Source organism: Nostoc sp. DSM 114167, assembly GCF_052692655.1.
The window spans coordinates 5,878,924-5,901,251 of sequence record NZ_CP195116.1; the positions used below are offsets into that span (position 1 = coordinate 5,878,924).

Genomic DNA, 22,328 nt, shown 5'->3' on the forward strand with positions numbered 1-22,328 from the left:
CGGCACAACAATGCACTATGGTAAAGTTTATTGATCGAGCAAAAGCTTTTGGCTCACCAGGTATTGAGCCTCGATGGACTCATGCGAATAAAGATGGAGTCGGAACAGCTTACTCTACCTCTAGTAACATTTGGTTTACTCTTTGGAGCGGTATTGTCACTGAAATCTACCATCCCACAGTAGACAAACCTCAAATTCGGGATTTGCAGTATCTAATTTCTGATGGGAAAAGCTTTTTCCACGAAGAGAAACGCCATCTCGAATCCAAAGTGGAACCGATGTGGACTCATGGTTTAGGATACCGCATCACTAATTCCGATCCCCAAGGACGTTATGCCGTAATCAAAGAAGTGATTGCCGACCCGCATTTTCCCTGTATCTTACAGCACACCACATTAACAGGAGAGAGCGATTTTATTTCCCAACTCCATTTATATGCTTTGTGTGCGCCGCATCTGGATGTTGAAGGTATGGGTAATAATGGTTACGCTGTAGAAGTTGCTGGACATCGTATTTTGATAGCCGAGAAACAAGGAACATGGCTAGCGCTGGGTGCAACAGTTCCCTTTAGCCGGCTTTCTTGTGGTTACGTTGGTGAAAGCGATGGTTGGACAGATTTAGCTGATAATTTCCAGATGGATTGGGAGTTCGATCGTGCTGTAGATGGCAATCTTGCTTTGACTGGAAAACTAGATTTAGATAGTACTAAAGAGTTTACTTTAGGATTGGCATTTGGTACAAACTTGCATAATGCAATTTCTACACTATTTCAGTCGCTGAATATTCCTTTTGAACAGCAGAAGCAGCAATACAACGAACAGTGGAAGCGATATCGCGCCGCAATATCCGACCGCTAGAAGATGTTTCATACAATGATGGGAAGTTGTATCACAACAGCATTAGTTTGTTGTTAGCACATGAAGACAAACTTTACCCAGGTGCATTGATTGCATCCCTGGCGATTCCTTGGGGTGAAGCCAAAAACGACCAAGACGAAGGCGGATATCACCTTGTCTGGACGCGGGATATGGTTAGCAGTGTATCAGGTTTAGTGGCTGCTGGTGAAACAGAAACAGCAGTGCGATCGCTAATTTATCTTGCAACCAGCCAGCAGGAAGATGGCGGTTTTGCTCAAAATTTCTGGGTTGATGGCGAACCTTACTGGAAAGGTATTCAACTAGATGAAGTGGCATTTCCGATTCTTCTAGCATGGCTATTGCACCAGCAGAAGACTTGTTTAAAATTCGATATTTATCCAATGGTTCTGCGGGCAGCGGGTTATTTAATTCGTAACGGCCCGGTTACTCAACAAGAACGCTGGGAAGAAAATAGCGGTTATTCACCATCAACCCTAGCATCCAGTATTGCCGCCTTAATCTGTGCTGCTCAATTTGTTCGTCAACGTGGCGATGAAGCAACAGCAAAGTTTATCGAAGAATACGCAGATTTTTTAGAATGTCACATTGAAGCTTGGACAGTAACTACTGAAGGAACTTTAGTTCCTGGGATCAAACGGCATTATATCCGAATTACTCCCTCAGATATTAATAATCCTCAAGCCGACGAAAATCCTAACCAAGGAACTCTTTTCATCAGCAGTCAACCTCCTGGTGAACCAGCAGAATTTCCGGCCAAGGAAATTGTCGATGGCGGATTTCTCCAATTAGTACGCTATGGAATTCGCAAACCAGACGATCCGATTATTGTTGATTCTGTCAAAGTAATTGATGCAGTTTTAAAAGTAGATACACCCGTTGGGCCTTGTTGGCATCGTTACAACCACGACGGCTACGGACAGCAAAAAGACGGCAGTCCTTATACTAGTTGGGGTAAGGGACGCGCTTGGCCTCTCTTGACAGGAGAACGAGGACATTATGAACTAGCTGCTGGCGGCGATGTCAAAACATATATTAAGGCGATGGAAGGATTTGCTTCAGATACTTGTTTGCTACCAGAACAGGTTTGGGATGAGGCAGATATACCTGATGTCTATATGTTTTTAGGAAAACCAACAGGTTCAGCGATGCCTTTAATGTGGGCACACGCAGAGTATATCAAGCTGCTACGGTCAACTGATGACGGACAGGTGTTTGATTTTATTCCAGAAGTGGCAAATCGCTATCTAGGCGAAAGAAAGCAGTGTAAATCATTGGAAATTTGGAAGTTTAACCGACAAATCAGCCAAGTAAAAAAAGGTCAAACATTGCGAATTGACGCTTTAGCATCTTTTCAATTGTACTGGTCAGATGATGATTGGCAAACTACACAAGATATGCTTTCTACTTCTACAAAGTTAGGAGTGAATTTTGTAGATATTTCTATTTCTGATAATCAGCAACAATCAATCAACTTTACCTTTTTCTGGATTGAAAGCAGCAAATGGGAAGGACACAATTATACGGTTAGAATTTCGTAATTCTTAATTTCTAATTTGCCTTTCAATACATTTCGGATCAAAAAGAGCCATTATTATGCAGAATAACTCATCATCCAAACCAACAATTGAATACTGGCACGTCTGGACTGACAACGACGGTATAAGTCATCAATCCCGTTGTCAAATTGAAGACTTTATCGAAAAAGGCATAGCCCCGGATACCTCACCGCAGTGGCTTTCTAATTTGAAGCAGTCCGGTGCTACAATTAGCTTTACTGTGCTACCTGTGGGATGGGTTGGTAACTGGCATGAAAACCCAAAACCCCAGTGGATCGTACCTTTGTCGGGACGCTGGTTTGTGGAGACTATGGACGGTCAGCGAGTCGAGATGGGGGAAGGCGAAATTTCCTTTGGAGAAGATCAGGGTACGAAAACAGATGCGCAAGGCCATAAGGGTCACTTATCTGGAACAGTAGGCGATGCGCCAGCTGTTTTAATAATGGTGCAATTTGAAAAGACTCCGACTGTAGACCAATCTTGTCGATTTAGGTAAGTAAGTTAGTATACTTTTTTGGTGAAGTAAACTATGCATAAGCTAATCGTCATTTAAATTGCACCATATTCATGGTAATAAAAGCTGCAAACCTCCCTTGCGCTTACGCCATTTGTCGTGCCATCAGATTAGCAAATAAGCCCTTTTGATTCACTAATTCTTCAAACTTACCTTGTTGAACAACTCGACCGGCTTCAATCACATAAATTCGGTCGGCGTTGCGGATAGTGCTGAGGCGATGGGCGATAATTATGCGCGTTACTCCTAACTGGTCTAAGCTGCTACTAACTATCGCTTGAGTACGATTATCTAAAGCACTGGTAGCTTCATCAAAAATTATAATTCTCGGTTTTAAGACTAAAGCACGAGCAATTAATAACCTTTGACGTTGCCCACCAGAAAGATTTGTACCCCCCTCCGAAATAACTGTGTGCATTTCCATTGGCATTGACTTAATATCATCGGCAAACCCAGCCATACGTACTGCTTCCCAGGCTTCTTCCATTGTCACTAATGCGCCACTAGAAATATTTTCAAAAATTGAAGCGCTATTGATGCGACCATTTTGCAGTACTACACCAATTTGTCTACGCACTGCCGATATATCTAACCCCGATAAATCCTGACCATCATAGTAAATCGTGCCATCTTTTGGCGTTTCAAATCCTAATAACAGCCTAATGATCGTTGATTTGCCACTACCAGAAGGCCCTACCAAAGCAATCAACTCTCCTGGTTCTGCCTGAATTGTCAGAGCGTCTAAATTGAGCGGGCCATCTTCGCGGTAGCGGAAAGTCACGCGATCGACTTTTACTTTACCCATTAATCGTCCTGGATCGCTTTTGCTCAGGTCGATTTCTGGTTGAGCCTGAAAGATAGGCTTTGCACGTTCCCAAAAAATGCTGATATCTAATATGCTGACTATGGTATTACTCAGCTGAGTTGCCCCAGCGATAAATATGGCAAAGGCGGAATTAAATGCTAAAAATGTACCTGTAGATAATCCTGTTCCGCTTTCAGATGGGGCTTGTGCGATTAACGTAACTGCTAGCCAAAAGATAATTATCGAGCTGACGGTTGGCATGGCAGTGTTAAATATCGCTAAGATATCTTCAATTACCTCTGTACTCAGCTTGAATTGTAGCTGCTGACTATACTTTTTTGCCCAATAGGCAAAAGCACGGTCTTCTGCATTGGTGACTCGAAGTTTGGACACACCAGCAACCATCTGTACAGTAAAACCAAAAATTTCTCCCTCTATTTCTTCTAAAGAACGCAACTTTTGGCGGCTAAGTAAGCCTGAGATGGTAGTGAAGGCGATCGCTATCAACGCTACTGCGACGACAACTAAAGCTAGACTGGAACTGTAGATAAACAATAGTGCCAGATTTAGTAGAGAGAAAAAACTAGTAAAAATTGTGCGTAGCACTGTGTCGTTGAGTTTCTGACGGATTTGAGTGATGGCGGAAACACGAGATTGCAAATCCCCAATTGAATATTCACGAAAGAAAGATACGCGCAGATTAAACAATCTATCCCATAAGGCTGCTTGGGAGTCTAAACTGGCTTTACTTTCTAATCTCAGACCGGCAAAACCTTGGGCGATTTGAAAAATTATCGTCCCAAAGCTGGCGGCTATCAAACCCAAGCCGATTTGCACTAACAACTCTCTATCTGCATCAGGAATAACGGAATCGATGAGGATAGCAGTTGCCAAAGGGGTTAACATTCCCAACAATGCACCCACAACGCCTGTAAGGAAGATAACAATCAGTTCTCGAATTTTCCCCTTAAAGGCAAACAGAAGTAAGGCGATCGCAGTTAAATTGTTTTCGGGTACGGGACGATAAAATACATAGGCAAAGGGAGCTAGTTGTTGAGCAGTACGATTGTTTACAGGTATGCGGACGTGCTTCTCTGGGTCAAAGATTTCGTATTTTCCTACCCCTGCTGGTAGCAATGCAACAGGAAAATTATCTTGATTAGTATATGCTAATAAAGGACCGCTATCTTTTTGCCACCATCGGTCATTGAGCAATACCCGTCGGATGCGTATTCGGGATGCACGGGCGATCGCTTCTAATGGTTCTTTAATCCGCTTCATGTCTTCAGAACGCACAGGTGGCAAAATCTTAATTCCTAATGCCCTTCCCACTGCACCTGCGGCAATCAGCAACGGTGTACCTGACTGCATCAATTCGGCTTGCTTGGGTTTGAGGACTGAGGCTAAATTTCCGAAAGCATTAACTTTTACCTGAGAATTAAGTTGTTGCCGTGCTTGGAATTGAGTCCATTTTGCTGCCAATTCTTCCTGTTCTATTTGAGTCAGAATTTCGCAAAAATCGCTGTGTAATTCGCCGAGAGTAACTTGGATCTCGTTCCAGTCGGGAAGGTTTTCAGTGTGGGAAAAAACTGGCACAATCGAAAAGCGTTCGCGTTCGCGCAGCTTATCGTAGAGTCTTGTAGAAAAGGTATCGCCTAAACAACTTTGAATATTTTGCTCCCAAGTCTGCACTAACTTAATAAAACTTTCTGCCTCGTCTTTCTCCTGACTTATCCATTGCTCGCATTCTTGTGTAGGTATTTGCAACAACACAGTATCTTCTATGGATACCGCCAAAAGTTTATGATTATTAGCCGATATCCCAAACAATGCTTCTTTCGCATTGACACTAAATAGATAACGGCGAGTACCCTCAATACCTTGCTCAATCAGAATAGCAAAAACAGCGATCGCACCGGATTCAATTTGCCAAACTGTTAGGGGATTATCTAATACTAGGAATTGATTATCTGTAAGCAGTAACTTGGAATTACTCATCTGGAGTTAAAGGTGCAATGGTTCTTTGGCAAAGGCGTAGGGCATTAAATTGCTCTTCTACTTCTAATGGAATGTTAGTAAAACGAATATAAAAATTATCTGGTTCTGTCGTTTTGTCTAAGACTTTAGCATAGATATCTTCACTTATTTCGGCATTACCTTGCATCAATAAGTTCAGTTTTAGATTAGTAAAGGGCTGTAAAGCTAGATAATTTACTTGAGAGTCATAACATACTTGCGCTCCCTTAGCTGACAGCTTTACTAACTTTCCCTCCATGATAGTGTTATTTACATTTTTTCCATCCAAAACTGTATATTTTAAGGGAATTGCTTCTGGCAGTTCCAAGAATACTTTATCTTCGTCTTGAACAAGATATAAATTGTATTCTCCAGTAATTCCACCTACTTCATAAATTTTTATCGGTTGTTTCACTCCTTTTGCTTGCACTTCTTTATGTCCAATAATTTTCACAATATAACCAGTCTCATTAATAGTTGATTGCGAAGCAAAAATTTGTCCGCCGACTGTATACGATTCAATGCGATAGGTTAAATTAACTTGATCGCCGATAATTCCATATTTAGTTCGTTTTTCCGAACCAATATTACCGACAACTACTTCTGCTGTATTAATGCCAATACCCATTTCTAGCTTTGGAAATCCCATTTGCTGGATTTTTTTGTTCACTGATTCCATTGCTAATTGCATTGCCACTGCACAAGCGATCGCTCTTGTCGCATCATCTTTTCTAGCGATGGGAGCGCCGAACAAAACTAAAATTCCATCACCCATAAATTCATCAATCGTGCCTTGGTACTGAGTAATAACATCTGCCATATATCCTAAATAAAGGTTAATTATTTTAATTACTTCTTCAGCAGGTAATTTCTCAGATATAGCTGTAAAACCTCTTAAATCAGAAGTGAGAATAGTAATTTTCTTACGTTCGCCACCAAGTTTTAAACCTTCAGGGTTTTCTAATAAATTAGCGACGACTTCATCGGTGAGATAACGACCAAAGGTCTTGCGAATTGCTCCCGCAGTTCTGGCAATATAAGCAGTCACAGCAATTGCCGAACCAATTAATGTCAGTAATGGTGGGACAATAGGAATCCACCAACCTGCTATAAAAGCTAGATAACTACTACCTACAAGACAGCATCCAGCTAGCAAAATACTAATCAAAGGTAATAATGATTTTATTTTATAACTGCCGCTATATCTTTGTTGCCAGATTAGTATTGCACCAATCAGTGACCAAAGAAAAATCCACAACCATTCCTCTAATTTAGTCCATGTTCTGATTAACGGGCGGTCATCTAAAGTAGCACTTAAAATTTGACTGATAGCATGAGCGTGAATAGTTACACCAGCCATTCGTTTAGGCGCTGTTAATATAGTACTGCTGTATGGTGTATAGAATAGGTCTTTGAGACTTTCGGCTGTGGAACCAATCAAGACAATTCGCCCTTTTACTAAGTCCTTGGGTATTCGATTATCTAACACATCCATAATCGATATGTGCTGAAATTCTTCTTGAGAACTCCGATAATTTATTATTACTTGATAACCTTGGTCTTCAGCCCGAATATAACCACCATCATTACCTTGAAATAATGGGTAAACAACGTTACCTGTTTTTACCAAATAATCTTTTGTTTGTCCGACATCAATTTGGCGATCGCTCAAATAAAGATAGGCAAGTTTAAAAGCAAAACTAAACACATTTTCGCCATTTTTATCTGCCAAATACATCAAACTGCGGCGAATTTTTCCATCCCCATCTAAGGGAAAATCATTTGCACCGACTCGATCGAGTTTTTTCAGGGCTGGTGGTGGTGCTACCGCCGAGCTATCTTCACTCTGGGCTACTTTTTGTACGCCAACTAAATTTGGTGTAGACTCAAACACCTTAACTAATGATTGATGTCCAAAACCTACTGGTAAATCTCGATATAAATCCAAACCAATAGCATTGGGTTTTTGTTGTTTTAAATTCTCTAAAACTTGTGCCAGCAACTTGTCAGGCAAAGGCCAATAACCGCGCTTACCAAGTTTTTGCACATCAGATTCATTAATTTCTACAATGACAATCCGCGCATCAACAGGTTCTGGAGAACGTAACAGAAACATTTGATCCAGCGCTGCCAATTCCAACATCTGCAATAATCCGCTCAAGCGCAGGATGAATACTAATGCCGCCGCACTGGGAGCAGCAATGAAGATACCGCGATATTGCCAAAGTTGTTGCTTGATATGACTCCACATGAATCAATTCAAAATTCAAAATTCAAAACTTGTACTGAGCGACTTGCCCTGAGCGTAGTCGAAGGGAGTCGAAGTATTCAAAATTAAATACAGCCACACCACTTGCGGGTGGGGTGTCTACCTGTCTTGTCAACATAGGCAGGGGAGAAACTGAGAAGGAGCTTGTACTTTGCCTCAGTCAAGCGCCCTTCCAGGGCGGGGCTTCATACCCATATTCCGCAACGCTGGAAGGGCTTGCTCCCCCTGCTCCCTGCCCCCTTCCCCTCTGCCTCTTCGGTGAGACAAGGATTTTTTCGCCCACAAGGGGCGAGGTTTTAAACCTATCTTTTTTGATGAATTATTTAGTCTTGGCATTCCAGATATTTACTTAAAGGTTTGGAAACTAAATCTTTTAACCCCACTGACTCTAATAATGCTTGCCAATTAGCCATGACTGTGCGATCGCTCGGATCGCTAAGACGTTGCTGTACTAATGTATGTAACACTTCATACCAAATCCCAGATGCAGCATACACTTGGGAAAGCTGCTTGGGATTTGTTGTGGCTAGCTGCTTTGATAAATCATTAGTAGGTTGGATTCGTTCTACCCAACCATCGACAGTGATTCCTTCTCCTACTTCTTCTGAATTGTCAGCGATTGACATATACCAGTGATATTTTTTACCTACTTTCAGACTTGGCGCTTTTGTTGGCAGAGTAAAACCAATAATTCCTAATTGTTTAGGAAGTTTAAAAGTCGTCTCATAAACTATATCCTCACCATCTAGAAGTGAAAAGCGAGCAGTTTCTACTGGTATCTGCGGGATAAACCAGTAAAATGTGGGACGTTCTGCAAGGGTTAAACCTATTTTATTTAGAGGCATTAAGGCAGTTAAAGTTTCTTTACTCTCCAAATACCGGGAACCGCGACGAGTCGCCCCACCAGAGGTAGTTTGTGGCGCATTTCGATTTGGTGGGATAAACTTTTGACTGATTTGCCAATTCTGAAATTTTTGGAATTTGAGTGCTACTGGTGATTCAGCGATCGCCATTCTGGGCAAACTAGACATTACCAATACTGTCATAGATATAGGAACTGCTGCCATGTTTACAAATTTTTGTATCCAACTCATATTAAGTCCTATTAATTTTCAAGTATCTAACAAAGATAAATATTTGCGATCGCACGAAAAGGCGATATTTAGTTAAATTAACTACCAATGATAAAATCTATATTAACTTTTGTCTAAATACTTTGTTAAAGATTTTACCAAAAATGGAAGTAAGTATAACTTAGCACGCTATTCTATGAATTCATAGCGAATTAACCGAAACAAGCTTCGCGCGCCGATATGCGAAACTCTGTACCCCTAACCTGGAGGAAGTAAAGCGTCTATGCCTTGAAATTTCAAACCTAAATTGGCTACCAATTTGCGAAATTGTGTACTTAGTATAAGTAAGAAGCTAGTTGTCTAGTAACTTTACCCTTTTACAGAAGTCCACCTCTTTTCTGAAAAACCTTGTTTTTACTGACTTTTTACTACTTCTGTCAGCCAGGTTAAAAACTTCTATAAAACTAATAAAAGGCTGGATTTTGCTGTAAAAAATGAATTTCACTCCTAATCAAGCTTAAATTGTATGTTTAAAGAAATGCTGGTTAATACTCCCAATTTTTCTGCCTTTAGGGAAAGTGATATTGATTGGATGTTCAGTGTAGGCAGATGTAAAGAGTATCTTCCTAATCAAATTCTCATTCAAGAAGGTGAAGAGATTATTGATACAGTAGAAATTTTGTTAGAGGGAGCATTAAGCATTTGTGTCTCTCTCACAGGTAATGTTAAAGACGCACAAGAAATCGATCGCGTATCGCCAGGGGAATTTGTAGAAACTTTATCATTTATAGATAATCGTCCTCCGTCTACTACTTTTATCGCTCTAGAATCCTCACGGATATTAGCACTGCCAAGAGAATTATTACTCAAAAAACTGGAGCAAGATACAGAATTCGCCGCGCATTTTTATCAAAAAATGGCTGTTTTGCTGTCACAGCAGTTGCGGGGACTCACTGATTTTCTTGCCAAAAACAAAGTAGTTCCAGGAGAATCACTGCGAAAGGTTTTGTTTGTGTTTGCTATTTTGAACGATAGCGATATTGATTGGATGATTTCCCAAGGAGTAAGAACTAAAGTTAATCCAGGTAAAGTAATAATTGAAGAAGGGAAACCTGTTGAAGCATTATATATATTATTAGATGGGAAGTTAGGGATTTTTGTTTCCACCCCACAGAATCAAGTTGCCGAAAAAGAAATTGCTCAATCTGTAAAAGGCGAAATTTTAGGGGAAATGTCTTTTGTAGAAGCAACAACTGCCTCTGCCACAGTCAAGGCGATAGAATCTTCTATATTACTAGCTTTACCACAAGAGAAACTAGCTAAACAATTAAAGCAAAATACAGGATTCACAGCTCGTTTTTATCGAGCGATCGCTGTAGTTTTAGTAGATCGAATTCGCGATCGCCTGTTCCGCCGTGGATTTGGAAAATTGGCTTACCAACTAGATCGACTCTTAGCAGAAGATATCGAAGTTGAAGATGAACTCAACTTAGATACATTAGACAACACCGCCTTAGCAGGTGCTAGATTTGACTGGATGATTAAACGTTTGAATCGACAATCTTGAAAGAGGCAGAAGGCAGGAGGCAGAAGGCAGGAGGCAGGAGGCAGAAAGTAGGTAGGAAATAGCTTTATTAGTCTCTAATTCCAGTCTTAATTACGAACTTGTACTGAGCGCAGTCGAAGTATTACGAATTAACAAATGAATGGCTGAAGAACAAGATAGTATATTTCGCAAAGAATCGCTGGAGCGTTTATCTTCTCCAGAAAGATTGGATCGGTTAATGCAAGTAGTCAATCCTGTAGATTGGCTACCTTTGGCGACGCTGGGTACTTTTGTTTTATTGGGATTAATTTGGAGTATTGTTGGACGTATTCCCGTCACAGTCACAGGAAAGGGAATACTTATTCAACCCAATCAAGTTGTCACTTTTGAGTCGCCAATCTCAGGACAGTTAAAAAGTCTGAATGTGAAAACAGGACAATGTATAGATCGAGGATATGTCATAGCAACGATCGATCCGACGGATCTCAAACAGCAATTGCAACTGCAACGCTCAAAACTGGGGCAATTACAAACACAAGAACAAAATTCATCCCTGCTTCAGCGACAACGTACCGCTAAAGAAAAAGAGGCGATCGCATCTGCTAAAGCTAATTATACTCAACGTTTGCGGGATACTCAAACTCTCACGCCTGCATTTTATGAAAAAGGCTTAAATGCCATCCGCGAACAGCGCCTTAGTTTGCAGCAACGCCTGAATGATGCTGTAACTGTCGTACCTATACTCAAAGATCGATTACACAAGCGCCAGCAACTCGTAGATGTGGGAGCCATTGCCAAAGATACATATTTACAAGCAGAGCAAGAATATAAACAGGCAACGCAAACCGTGTCTGATATCAAAGTGCAGCTCAAGCAATTAGATGTAGAAGAAACAGAAGCCCAGCAGAGATACTTACAAAATTTGAGTTCTGTAGGCGAACTGCAAGCGCAGTTAAAAGATTTAGAGACTAAGAGCCAACGTATCGATCAAGAAAACGTAGAAAATCTGAATACCAAAATTAATCAAATTCAAGAAGTTAATCGAGCGATCGCGCAACTAGAAAAACAAATATTAGAAAATAGTCAAATTCTTAGCCCTAGTAGCGGCTGTGTATTAGAAGTGGCTGGTTTTGTCGGACAAGTTACTAGTCCGAAAACTCCGCTCGTCACCTTGAACGTCGGTGACAAAAAGACTTCACTAATTGCCGTCTCCTACTTTCGTGTCGAAGATGGTAAACAAATTCAACCAGGAATGCTCGTGCAAATTACCCCCACTTCCGTGAAAAGAGAACGCTTTGGCGGTATTGTCGGTAAAGTTACCTCTGTTTCCCCCTTACCTGTGACTAAAGAAGGTGCAAAGTCTGTGATTGGCAATCCCGATCTAGTCACAAACATCTTGCTAACTGGAGGCGGAGACATAGAAGTGCGAACAGAAATGGAACTAGCTCCATCCAACTTTAGCGGTTATCGCTGGTCTTCTTCCCAAGGGCCAAAATTAAACATTTCTCCCGGAACAACTACCAGCGTCCGGGTTAAAGTAGCAGAGCAAGCACCAATTACTTATGTCTTGCCTATTCTTAGAGAATTTACTGGCATTAACTAAAAGACCTCTTGGCATTTGTGCTTTTTGCACTCTTGGGGAAAAGGGTAAAGGTTAAAGGGGAAAGGGACAATACAGAACCTTTTCCCCTTCCCCGTTAGCGAGTCCGCGAGCGTCTGGGGTTTCCCCAAATGGAGCATCTGGCGTGGTTTCCCCCATAAGCGACTGGCGTGGGTTAGGGGGGATCAATAAGTGCCTAAAATCACAGCAAAATACTTTTCAAACAACCTCTTAGGAGAATGCTCTTGTGCAATTGATTCAGCAGTTAATATCCTTAATTCAAAACCTTAATCCCTTCCGCCAAAAACCCCCATTATTAGATTTAGAAACCGCAGAAACTCACATCTTTTCTCGCGTCAAAACTCCCACTCTATTACAAATGGAAGCTGTAGAGTGTGGAGCAGCAGCTTTCGGGATTATTTTGGCCTACCATCGTAAAATTGTGCCTTTAGCAGAACTGCGGCAAAATTGCGGTGTTTCTCGTGATGGTAGCAAAGCCTCTAACATGATCAAAGCTGCGAGAAACTATGGAATGCAAGCCAAAGGTTTTAAAAAGCAATTGGCACAATTACAAGAACTTCGTCCGCCATACATTGTGTTTTGGAATTTTAATCATTTCTTAGTAGTAGAAGGATTTAAAAAAAATTGGGTTTATCTCAATGACCCAGCTACCGGGCCAAGACGAATTTCCTTTAAAGAATTTGATGAAGCCTATACAGGGGTTGTTCTGGTAATGGAACCAGGCCCAGAATTTCAACGTGGGGGTCGCAAACCGAGCTTAATAGGCGCACTCTTTGACCGTTTACGGGGTTCTTGGGGAGCTATTCTCTATTGTTTATTAGCAGGATTTTTTCTAGTCATTCCAGGGTTAGTTTTACCAGTCTTTAATCAAATTTTTGTTGATAACATTTTGGTAGAAAATCGCACAGACTGGTTGCGTCCATTGGTTTTGGGAATGACAATTACAGTGATTATTCAGGTGTTACTGACATTACTACAAAGACGTTTTTTGAGAAAACTAAATATTAAATTATCGGTGGAAATGTCAGGGCAATTCATCCACCATATTCTTCGCTTGCCAGTGGCGTTTTATGCCCAAAGATTTGCCGGAGAAATTAGCAGCCGAATCAATATCAATACTAAAGTTGCCGAAGTGCTATCCGGACAGTTAGCCAGGACTGTAATTGATACCGTCATGGTAGTATTTTATGCCTTAGTCATGTTTGCTTATGATGGAGTGCTGACTGCGATCGGTATCTGTTTTGCTGCGATTAATATTTTGACTTTGCAGTGGATTTCCCGACAGCGCACAGATATTTATATGCGAATCATCCAAGATAGAGGCAAAGTTGCCGGAACAGAAATTGCTGCCCTTCAAAGTATGGAAACTCTGAAAGCATCAGCGTTGGAATCTGATTTTTTCTCCCGTTGGTCGGGTTACTATACAAAATTTATTAACGGTCAGCAAGAGTTAGGTATTACTAATCAAGTACTAGGTGTTTTACCTGTTTTCTTAACTAGTTTAAGCTCCTTAGCAGTTTTAGTTATTGGTGGTCTACGAGTCATGGATGGGCATCTCAGCATTGGGATGTTGATTGCTTTCCAAAGTTTAATGACTAGCTTTTTGACTCCAGTCAACTCTCTAGTCAATTTCGGCAGTACCTTACAGGAACTAGAAGGAGACTTAAATCGCCTCGATGATGTATTGCAAAACGCAACCGATTCCGAATTGGATAATCATAATTTACATACCTCACAGTATGCTTCAGCTTGCGAACTTAAGGGATATGTCGAATTAAAAAATGTCACATTTGGCTACTCACGGACAGATGGGCCTCTAATTCAAGACCTGAGTCTTCAACTGAAACCAGGACAGAGGGTAGCCCTAGTTGGTAGTAGTGGTTCTGGTAAATCAACAGTTGCCAAATTGGTAGCGGGGCTATATCAACCTTGGTCGGGAGAAATTCTCTTTGATGGTATCCCTAGAGAGCAAATTACTAGGGCGATACTTTCTAATTCTTTGGCAATGGTAGAACAGGAAATTTTTCTGTTCGCTGGCAGTGTCCGAGATAATTTGACTTTGTGGGATGATACAGTGTCTAATTCTCAATTAGTCCGAGCTTGTAAAGATGCAGTTATTCATGAAGTGATTTTAGCTTTATCTGGAGGGTATGAAGGTAACTTACTTGAGGGTGCTGCTAATTTCAGTGGCGGACAGCGCCAGCGTTTAGAAATTGCCCGTGCATTAGTCAACGATCCCACAATTCTGATCATGGATGAAGCAACCAGTGCCTTAGATGCTGATACGGAAAAAATTATTGACCGAAATCTGCGCTATCGGGGCTGTTCTTGCATTATTGTGGCTCACCGTCTCAGTACCATCCGCGACTGTGATGAAATTATTGTTCTAGAAAAGGGTAAAGTAGTGCAACGCGGTACGCACAATGAAATGTTGCAGCTTGATGGTTCCTATGCACGATTGATTCGGTCAGAGCAGGCAAGTGTTTAAGTAGGTCGGCGCAATTAAAGCTAACTGGCGGAGGCTGTCATTAGTAAGGGTTTTAAGCCCATTTACGTTTCCCAACATATTTTGGTTTATTTCACCGACTTACTTAGCATGGCTTCACGTCTTCTCAACTCTCGAATATTCTTGATCGGCTCAAGACCAAGATATTGCCCCCGAATTCTTAGGCAAAGGTAGTTTAAAGTGTCCCTGCGATCGCTTTCACTCCCCGACCATGAATCGCTTACAGCCTCTAGTTTATTTAACCATTCTAGATGATGCGATCGCGCTTGTGTCTCGTCTTGCAGCAACAGCGATAAAGACTGAACATCAACCGAGGGGGCTGGAAAAAGTTTAGCCAATCGCCGATTATAAGCGTTGCGTCCCAAACGATAAGCAATTGACATGGCTGGTTCCAAGTACTCTATGTAGTGCCAGATCATCATCGGCATGAAAATAGTTTCACCAGGATAAAGTACCGCATCATAAGCGTTGGTATATCGGAGAAAATCCGTTTTCTCGGCTTCTGAGAAATTTTCCAGGAAGATACCACTGGTACGGCAGAGATTAAGCCGATCGATCGCATCTAGCTTTTGAGTTTCACGCGGATGAATCAATACAAATCGCTTTGTGCCAAAAACTTGAAACAACAAAACATTACGTTGATCGGCATCATAGTGCAAATGAGCATAATTATTGCTGGCAGCGACAAACATATTGGAGTACAAGTCGCTTTCATCATTTAAATGTTGGTATGAATTCAGGGGCAATAACTGAAGTAACTTTTGGGGCGTAGGATATTCAACACAGATATCAAGAGTTGTGGGTTGTGCTTGTAGGAAATCAAGATATTCACCTAAATTCATCATTCGGGGAATATCAGCGGATGTCGAATTTAGCAGATTGGCGATGTAATTTGCACAGATTTCAAGTGGGATGTCAGTCAGCCCTGTTTTTACCTTTTCAAGGGTATCCATTGGACGCAGTGGTGAATTTTCAAAGAGATTGGTGATAATCACTGGACGCTGGGGCAGAATATACTCTCGGTAAAAGATATCTGCTGGAGGTGCTTCGATACGGTCGATGTTGTCGAGAACCACGTTTTTTGATTGCTAATATGCCGTAATGCTGCTTTAGGCCAGCTTCTATTGTCAACCTTTCTTTTCTTGATTTAACATCAGTGAACTGTGGTAAAAGTTATTTCATGACCGACGAATCAACTTCAACTACACAAGCTAGTAGTCAAGACTGGGAAAATGGGAATTGGGTGCAACTTAATGTGGGACTCGTCAGGCATCAGGGTAATGCACTATCGAGTGCCCGTGCCCTGTTTGCCCGACTGGAACCGTTAGTTACTCACTGGCAAAGTAATGATTTGTTGCGCTGTTTCTTCTTTATGAGAAAACCGCCAGATGTCCGGGCGCGCTTTTTTACAACAGTGGATCGGCAACAAGCGATCGCCGATATCTCCGATCTCATGTATGCACTTCAGGGTGAGAATTTGATTAATTTATTTTTCTTTAGTGACTATGAGCCTGAAACTGACCGATTTGGCGGACTAGAAGCCATGAAGTTGGTTCATCAGCACTTCGACGCAGACACTTCATTGTGGCTCATGCTTGACTATCTCGATCGACATAACCTTAGTGTTATTTCCAAAGATTTACTTGTGCCAACTGTGTTGCACGATCTCTTTACCCGTACTCTGTCAGATCCGGTAGCTATTCTCGCAACCTGGCACAGTTTAGCGGCTTTAATTTCCACACCTCCTGAAGGCACAATTCCAACAGTTGAACTACTTTCTCTCGAAACTTTGTATGACTCAAAAGAATCAGAGATATTGCAAAAATATGCCATAGCTAATGACATACTTGCAAAGGAATTACTTAATCTCCAACATCTTGGTCAATTGACTCAGGATCTAGTTGACATCTTGGCCGCAGTTGCGATGTTCAATTTTCATCGCCACGGGTTTGATTCGCATCGTTCAGGAAGGCTAATTGAAGCTATAATCCGAACCCTTGAGCAAAAGAATGCAAAAAGATGAAATTCCTACAATAGACCTCTTGCAAAAGTGCTTTTTGCAAGAGGGGGAAAAGGGTAAAGGTTATAAGGGGAAAGGGACTTTTGCAGTACCTTTTCCCCCGCCCCTTATCCCCAGAGCAGGGTGGTTTCATACGAAAAAAGAAAAATACATAAGTCTTGATTTCTCATGTACAACCATAGATTTTGACCCCTCTCCAAACCTCTCCCCGTTGGCGTCAGCCTGCCGTTAGGCAAGCGGAGAGAGGCTTTGAAACTCAGTTTTATTTTTTCTCTGCTTGTATGAAACCACCCTGCCGCCCCTTATCCCCAGAGGGGGCCCCACCTTCCCCTTTACCTTTTCCCGATAAATGCCAAGAAGTCTAATCTATTCATTAGCCAAGACATTAAAGGGGAATGGCACGCTTGTTAAGACACAGCCCTTGCCCTAACTGGTTAAGAGCCTCCAGGCTCTTAACCCATTCTGGGAGGCTCCGCCTCCATAGCTTGACCAGAGGCAGCAGCCCTCTGGGAATACATTCCCAGCCTCTAGGCTAGGAACGAGGCTACGAGTAAGGAGAGTTTTTGCTCCCCTCTCCTGGTAGGAGCTACGGTGTACACACAAGTCGAATTTCTTCTTAAATCCCAAAGATTACCTACTTAATCGCAGTGATGGTTAGGGTGGGGTAAAACTAAAGCTAAAACCTTAGTAAATCAGGTTTGGGGGGAGGTTTTGAGAATTTATCCAATAAATATATTGAATTCGGGCGATCGTTTATTGAATTCGGGCGGTCGTTTATTGAATTCGGGCGGTCGTTTGTTGAATTCGGGCGGTCGTTTGTTGAATTCGGGCGGTCGTTTGTTGAATTCGGGTGGTCGTTTGTTGAATTCGGGCGGTCGTTTATTGAATTCGGGCGGTCGTTTATTGAATTCGGGCGGTCGTTTATTGAATTCGGGTGGTCGTTTATTGAATTCGGGCGGTCGTTTATTGAATTCGGGCGGTCGTTTATTGAATTCGGGCGGTCGTTTATTGAATTCGGGCGATCGTTTATTGAATTTAAGCAGTGGTTAGGGTGGGTAAAACCTGTGTGTACACCGTAGCCTGGTAGGAGAGGGGCTGGGGGAGAGGTCAAAATAGCACTCGTCGAACTCCTAAGAAACAAGGCAGGAGGCAGGAGGCAGGAGGCAGGAGGCAGGAGGCAGAAGGCAGAGGGGAAGAGGATTTGACTTGTTTCTTTCGCCCTTCCCGCAGGTGCGCCTCCGTTGGAGACTCACGTTAAAATAACGTGAGTTCGACGGCTCTAAAAACCCCACTTCCATTCCTCTCCCCCACTCTTCGAGAGGCTTTGAAACCCTAATTTTTTCGTTGTCAACTAAGAATATTTCTGCCCCTCTCCGCCTCCAAGAGTGGTTGGGGAGAAATTCATCGAACTCACGTTATTTTAAGGTTCAAGCGGCACTAACTTGTCAATTTCAATGTTAATTTTTGTATTTTCCTATACAAAAGTAATGTTTTATTAGTTACAAAATTTGACTTAACCGATCTGGACATTAGCCTATACTTCAAGCAATTATTGTATTGAACAATACTAAAATTTAAGTGATTGTTCTGTTGCCTAGCGATTGGGGAACAATACTTTTGAAGTTAATCACCCAGCTTTCAGATTTAGTTACCTACTTCAAGGGAAAGGCCAAGTATCTTATCTTAAGGAGAGTTGATAATGTCTCAGCAAAGTTTTGTCGAATACTATGAAAATTTTTTAGCTCAACCAGCCAATTCGCCGCTACGTGAAGCGTTGGATGCTACGGAAGCAGGTGAGTTTGCAAGAATCGCTGTTGAACAAGGACAGACAAACGGTTTTGATTTTAACGCTGATGATGTGAAAGCCGTGATGGTTTCGGCTGAAAGAAAGGTTCTAGGTTTGTCAACTACTTCTCCATCTGTGAATATCCGTTCTATTAATAGCGTTAACGGTATTAAAGCAAGACCAGCTAACCGAGAATTGTCAGAAGATGAGTTAGAAAGTGTAGCTGGTGGACTGGCTTCATCCACAGTTAAAGAGACAGTTATGTGTTGCTGGTAGCCTTGGTTTAAAGCTTGCGGTATCTGTGAAGGGAAGGCGTTGCAATTTAGCAACGCTAACCTTTTACTTTAATAGACCTCTTGCAAAAGTAACTTTTGCACTCTTGTGGGAAAAGGGACTCATCTTTATTGGGGAAAGGTTTTTTTATTCCTTTTCCCTTTCCCCCAAACCCAATTCCCTACAAATGCCAAGAAGTCTAATGATTGTGATATCGCAATTTTCAAAGGCGCTAATTATAACTTCATGCGTCGCGTGCTTAATAGAACACACCGCTCGACACTTAAGTGCGTTAGAAAATCAGTATCTATTAGTACTCTCAGCAATGTTTGGGAAAGAAACAAGCGAATGTGGCAAAATCTGAATGCTCCTAAGCTGAATCTTAATGGCACATTTCGGACAGAAGAACCTAATTCTACTTGGGAGAAGCTACAAGAATTTCTGATTGCTTTTGGCATCACGCGGGTTGCAGACATTACTGGTCTTGACTGCATTGGTATTCCTGTTGCTCAAGCGATTCGTCCTAACGGAAAAGCCTTTTCTGGTTCTCAAGGCAAGGGAATTTCACTTCAGCTGGCGATGATCTCGGCAGTGATGGAATCTGTGGAGTCTTATCATGCAGAAAACCTCCCCCAACCAGAGATGGTTGCCTCTTATGAGGAAGTCTGCCGACATCACCAGGCAATCGATCCTAGCGTTTTAGAGCCAGGTAAGCGATCGCAGTCCTATCATCCTGCTATACCGCTAGATTGGATTTGTGGAACCGATTTATTTACGGGCGAACCTGTTTACGTACCACAGGCGTATCTTGATTTAGACACCACAACTGAAAAACGCGATACTCATCTGTTCAGCACTTCTAGCAATGGACTAGCATCAGGAAACCATTTACTAGAAGCGATCGCTCATGGATTGTTTGAAGTCATTGAGCGCGAAGCTGAGTGGCGTTGGTGGCGCTTACCTTTGGAGGAACGGATTAACTGCTTGGTTGATATTCAAACTATCCAGTCTCCGCTTTTGCAATCTTTACTCTATCAAGTTGAACTTGCCGGGGCAACAGCCGTGATTACTGATTTAACCTCGACTATGGGGATACCTACCTATAAATGCTTGATTAGCGATCGGGAAAACTGGCATGGACGACCGACAGCAGCAGGGTGGGGATGCCACAGTTCCAAAGAAATTGCTTTAGCACGGGCGATTACTGAAGCGGCTCAATCACGAGTAACGGTGATTGCGGGTAGCCGGGATGACATTCATCCAGAGAGTTATGCCCTTGGACGCATCAGAATGCCAGGTAGCCCAGCGATCGAGTCTAGCAGCAAAAGACCGATCGCCACCCTAATTGATTTTGAAACTCAGCCTGAGCTAGCCTTTACCCCAACGTTTGCAGAAGAAATTCAACAAATTCTAACTTGTCTGAGTACTCAGGGATTTAAGCAAGCTGTCTTTGTCAATCATACGCGACCGGAGTATGGCATTCCAGTGGTGCATGTGATTGTACCGGGTATGCATCTCCCTTCGTCTTTGTAAAATTCAATATGCACTCGAATTCTTTGGAACCTAGTCAAATTCTCATTTTTCTTGGCCCCACCCTATCTGTTACCCAAGCCACTCAAATCTTACCGGCCCGTTACCTCGATCCTGTCCGTTGTGGTGATATTCTTGCCTATCTGCGGTTACAGCCGCGTGTAATTGCCATTATTGACGGTTTTTTTGACCGTAGCGCTTCAGTTTGGCATAAAGAGATTCTCTGGGCATTAGAAGCAGGAGTGCGAGTATTTGGGGCAAGTAGCATGGGTGCGCTTCGAGCCGCTGAACTTGAAGCCTTTGGCATGGAGGGATTTGGAGCTATTTTTGCAGCCTACCGAGAAAGACACTACATCGGGGATGATGAAGTGGCAATTTTGCACAGTAGCTCTCAATTCCAATACCAACCCTTAACTGATGCCTTAGTAAACATCCGCGCTACAGTTCAGCTAGCGGTAGACAAAAATATTATTGAGCCAGCGATCGCTAGTTTAATTATCAGTTGTGCCAAACGGCAGTTCTTCACTCAACGACATTTGAGCCAAGCAGTGGCTGATGCAGAGGTACAGGGGGGCGATCGCCAGGTTTTAGCCCAGTTTTTGGAATTTGTGCAAAATGGCGGCTATGTGGATCAAAAACAGTCAGATGCCATTGAACTGCTGAAACATCTGGCCGCTATGGTTGGAGAAAGTGGTGGTACTGCTGCTAATCAGCAAGTAAAGTTTCAACTCAACAAGTCGATTTTCATAGAGGAACTTCAAGCTAGAGTTGCTATTCGTCCATTACGGACAGCATATTCCTGGTTGCCTCTGACTGAAAAATTAAGCCAAGAAGCCCGATTTCTCGGCAGAGTTTACATTCAATTGCGTAATCTCGCTGGATTAATTCGTTGGTGTGATGCTGTAGCCCAACAACAGAACTTGCAACCTGAAGAAAGCAGGAGGCAGGAGGCAGAAGGCAGGAGGCAGGAGGCAGGAGGCAGGAGGCAGGAGGCAGGAGGCAGGAGGCAGGAGGCAGGAGGCAGGAGGCAGGAGGTAGTGGGTTCGAGTTCTGATGCTAATGAACTAGAGTTAGACGTAGATGCCTCAGCAATACCAGTCTTAGTTGAACGTTTGGGTCGGATTCAAGCATTGCTGAAACTTCATAGTGCAGACGATACCTTTGCCAAAAAGGTTGAGCAATTACATCAATTTGTCTTGATAATTGTTGGTAAGGATATCTCCTCACTTGAGCAAGAGACAACTAACGCAGATGCAGATATTGTAACTGCATTAGCCAGTTGTGAACGTAGATTGTATCGTCAGGTTGCTATTCTCTGGGCTTTAGCCGAACAGACAAACAGCCAATCAAAAGCGAGTTTGAGAACTAGCATTACTCAAAAAATTACGCAACATTTTTTCCAAGAAAAGGGAGTTACTAACGAGGCTGAATTTCCGGCTTGGTTATCGAGCAATTCCTTCACTCCAGATGAATTTTCTCAGATGATGGAAGCGATCGCGCGGCTAGAGGGATTTGTCAATGTACCCCGATGGTGGGGGCGAGGCATGAGCAACTATTTCTCAGTCACTGAGTGCTTTCTTGCCGATGCCTTAAGGCTGTCTGGGTTTTATCCAATTTTAAGCAAAAGAGTCCAGTTATCTGAACAAACACAAAGCTGGGAAACCGATCTGAAAAACTGGCGTCAGGTAAATGCCTTTCCCCAGGCATGTAACATTACTCAAGTGGCTTTTTGGCTAGATTTTAGCGAACCGGAAGAATTTGTGAAAGAACTAAGTAAACCTCGTCTATCTTGAAAACCGTAGTTTTGTAGGTTGGGTGCAGCGATAGCGTAACCCAACATAAAATTTGGTGGTAATGTTGGGTTGCGTTTCACTCCACCCAACCTACAAAAATATATTTTTTAAAAACTGAGCGTAGCCGAAGAATTCAAAATTC

Annotated in this window: 15 protein-coding genes; 11 read left to right on the forward strand and 4 right to left on the reverse strand. The window is 42.3% G+C overall.

Features of this window, described 5'->3' with window-relative positions:
- Nucleotides 1-17 precede the first annotated feature (17 nt).
- The 3 genes from NSTC731_RS25025 to NSTC731_RS25035 are packed head-to-tail and all read left to right on the forward strand — an operon-like array spanning nucleotide 18 to nucleotide 2,930.
- The gene (locus NSTC731_RS25025; RefSeq protein ID WP_445627287.1) at nucleotides 18-857 is read left to right on the forward strand and encodes a hypothetical protein; all 840 of its coding nucleotides are present in this window, start codon (nucleotides 18-20) and stop codon (nucleotides 855-857) included.
- A complete protein-coding gene (locus NSTC731_RS25030; protein ID WP_445627288.1) occupies nucleotides 821-2,416 on the forward strand; it encodes a glycoside hydrolase family 15 protein in 1,596 nt (531 codons plus the stop codon). Before NSTC731_RS25025 ends, NSTC731_RS25030 begins: the two co-directional genes overlap by 37 nt.
- Nucleotides 2,417-2,471: 55 nt before the next feature.
- Complete coding sequence (locus NSTC731_RS25035) at nucleotides 2,472-2,930, forward strand: cupin domain-containing protein (protein WP_445627289.1); 459 nt, start codon at nucleotides 2,472-2,474, stop codon at nucleotides 2,928-2,930.
- A 103-nt stretch (nucleotides 2,931-3,033) separates the two neighbouring features.
- Here the strand turns inward: NSTC731_RS25035 and NSTC731_RS25040 are convergent, their stop codons facing one another.
- The 3 genes from NSTC731_RS25040 to NSTC731_RS25050 all read right to left on the reverse strand — a co-directional run bounded on the left by NSTC731_RS25040 (nucleotide 3,034) and on the right by NSTC731_RS25050 (nucleotide 9,132).
- Nucleotides 3,034-5,751, reverse strand: coding sequence for an NHLP bacteriocin export ABC transporter permease/ATPase subunit (locus tag NSTC731_RS25040; protein ID WP_445627290.1), 2,718 nt, complete (start codon nucleotides 5,749-5,751; stop codon nucleotides 3,034-3,036).
- Nucleotides 5,744-8,020 carry a CHASE2 domain-containing protein gene (locus NSTC731_RS25045; RefSeq protein WP_445627291.1) on the reverse strand — a complete coding sequence of 759 codons (2,277 nt, stop codon included), beginning with the start codon at nucleotides 8,018-8,020 and terminating at the stop codon, nucleotides 5,744-5,746. Before NSTC731_RS25045 ends, NSTC731_RS25040 begins: the two co-directional genes overlap by 8 nt.
- Before the next feature lie 341 nt (nucleotides 8,021-8,361).
- Nucleotides 8,362-9,132 carry a DUF928 domain-containing protein gene (locus NSTC731_RS25050; RefSeq protein WP_445627292.1) on the reverse strand — a complete coding sequence of 257 codons (771 nt, stop codon included), beginning with the start codon at nucleotides 9,130-9,132 and terminating at the stop codon, nucleotides 8,362-8,364.
- 517 nt (nucleotides 9,133-9,649) lie between these two features.
- Between NSTC731_RS25050 and NSTC731_RS25055 the strand changes: the two genes are divergently transcribed.
- The 3 genes from NSTC731_RS25055 to NSTC731_RS25065 all read left to right on the forward strand — a co-directional run bounded on the left by NSTC731_RS25055 (nucleotide 9,650) and on the right by NSTC731_RS25065 (nucleotide 14,766).
- Nucleotides 9,650-10,678 carry a cyclic nucleotide-binding domain-containing protein gene (locus tag NSTC731_RS25055; RefSeq protein ID WP_445627293.1) on the forward strand — a complete coding sequence of 343 codons (1,029 nt, stop codon included), beginning with the start codon at nucleotides 9,650-9,652 and terminating at the stop codon, nucleotides 10,676-10,678.
- A gap of 139 nt (nucleotides 10,679-10,817) precedes the next feature.
- The gene (locus NSTC731_RS25060; RefSeq protein WP_445627294.1) at nucleotides 10,818-12,260 is read left to right on the forward strand and encodes an NHLP bacteriocin system secretion protein; all 1,443 of its coding nucleotides are present in this window, start codon (nucleotides 10,818-10,820) and stop codon (nucleotides 12,258-12,260) included.
- A 376-nt stretch (nucleotides 12,261-12,636) separates the two neighbouring features.
- Complete coding sequence (locus tag NSTC731_RS25065; RefSeq protein WP_445632168.1) at nucleotides 12,637-14,766, forward strand: NHLP family bacteriocin export ABC transporter peptidase/permease/ATPase subunit; 2,130 nt, start codon at nucleotides 12,637-12,639, stop codon at nucleotides 14,764-14,766.
- Between the two features lie 86 nt (nucleotides 14,767-14,852).
- Here the strand turns inward: NSTC731_RS25065 and NSTC731_RS25070 are convergent, their stop codons facing one another.
- Complete coding sequence (locus tag NSTC731_RS25070) at nucleotides 14,853-15,860, reverse strand: cupin-like domain-containing protein (protein WP_445627295.1); 1,008 nt, start codon at nucleotides 15,858-15,860, stop codon at nucleotides 14,853-14,855.
- A 104-nt stretch (nucleotides 15,861-15,964) separates the two neighbouring features.
- Here NSTC731_RS25070 and NSTC731_RS25075 point away from each other — a divergent pair, with 104 nt between their 5' ends.
- The 5 genes from NSTC731_RS25075 (at nucleotide 15,965) to NSTC731_RS25095 (ending at nucleotide 22,186) form a co-directional block, all read left to right on the forward strand.
- Nucleotides 15,965-16,807, forward strand: a complete 843-nt coding sequence (locus tag NSTC731_RS25075; RefSeq protein WP_445627296.1) for a thiopeptide-type bacteriocin biosynthesis protein — start codon at nucleotides 15,965-15,967, stop codon at nucleotides 16,805-16,807.
- A 708-nt stretch (nucleotides 16,808-17,515) separates the two neighbouring features.
- Nucleotides 17,516-17,854, forward strand: a complete 339-nt coding sequence (locus NSTC731_RS25080) for a hypothetical protein (RefSeq protein WP_445627297.1) — start codon at nucleotides 17,516-17,518, stop codon at nucleotides 17,852-17,854.
- A gap of 649 nt (nucleotides 17,855-18,503) precedes the next feature.
- Nucleotides 18,504-18,866, forward strand: coding sequence for a hypothetical protein (locus NSTC731_RS25085; protein ID WP_445627298.1), 363 nt, complete (start codon nucleotides 18,504-18,506; stop codon nucleotides 18,864-18,866).
- A 345-nt stretch (nucleotides 18,867-19,211) separates the two neighbouring features.
- Nucleotides 19,212-20,396 carry a YcaO-like family protein gene (locus tag NSTC731_RS25090; RefSeq protein ID WP_445627299.1) on the forward strand — a complete coding sequence of 395 codons (1,185 nt, stop codon included), beginning with the start codon at nucleotides 19,212-19,214 and terminating at the stop codon, nucleotides 20,394-20,396.
- An 8-nt stretch (nucleotides 20,397-20,404) separates the two neighbouring features.
- Nucleotides 20,405-22,186 carry a TfuA-like protein gene (locus NSTC731_RS25095; RefSeq protein WP_445627300.1) on the forward strand — a complete coding sequence of 594 codons (1,782 nt, stop codon included), beginning with the start codon at nucleotides 20,405-20,407 and terminating at the stop codon, nucleotides 22,184-22,186.
- Nucleotides 22,187-22,328 lie beyond the last annotated feature (142 nt).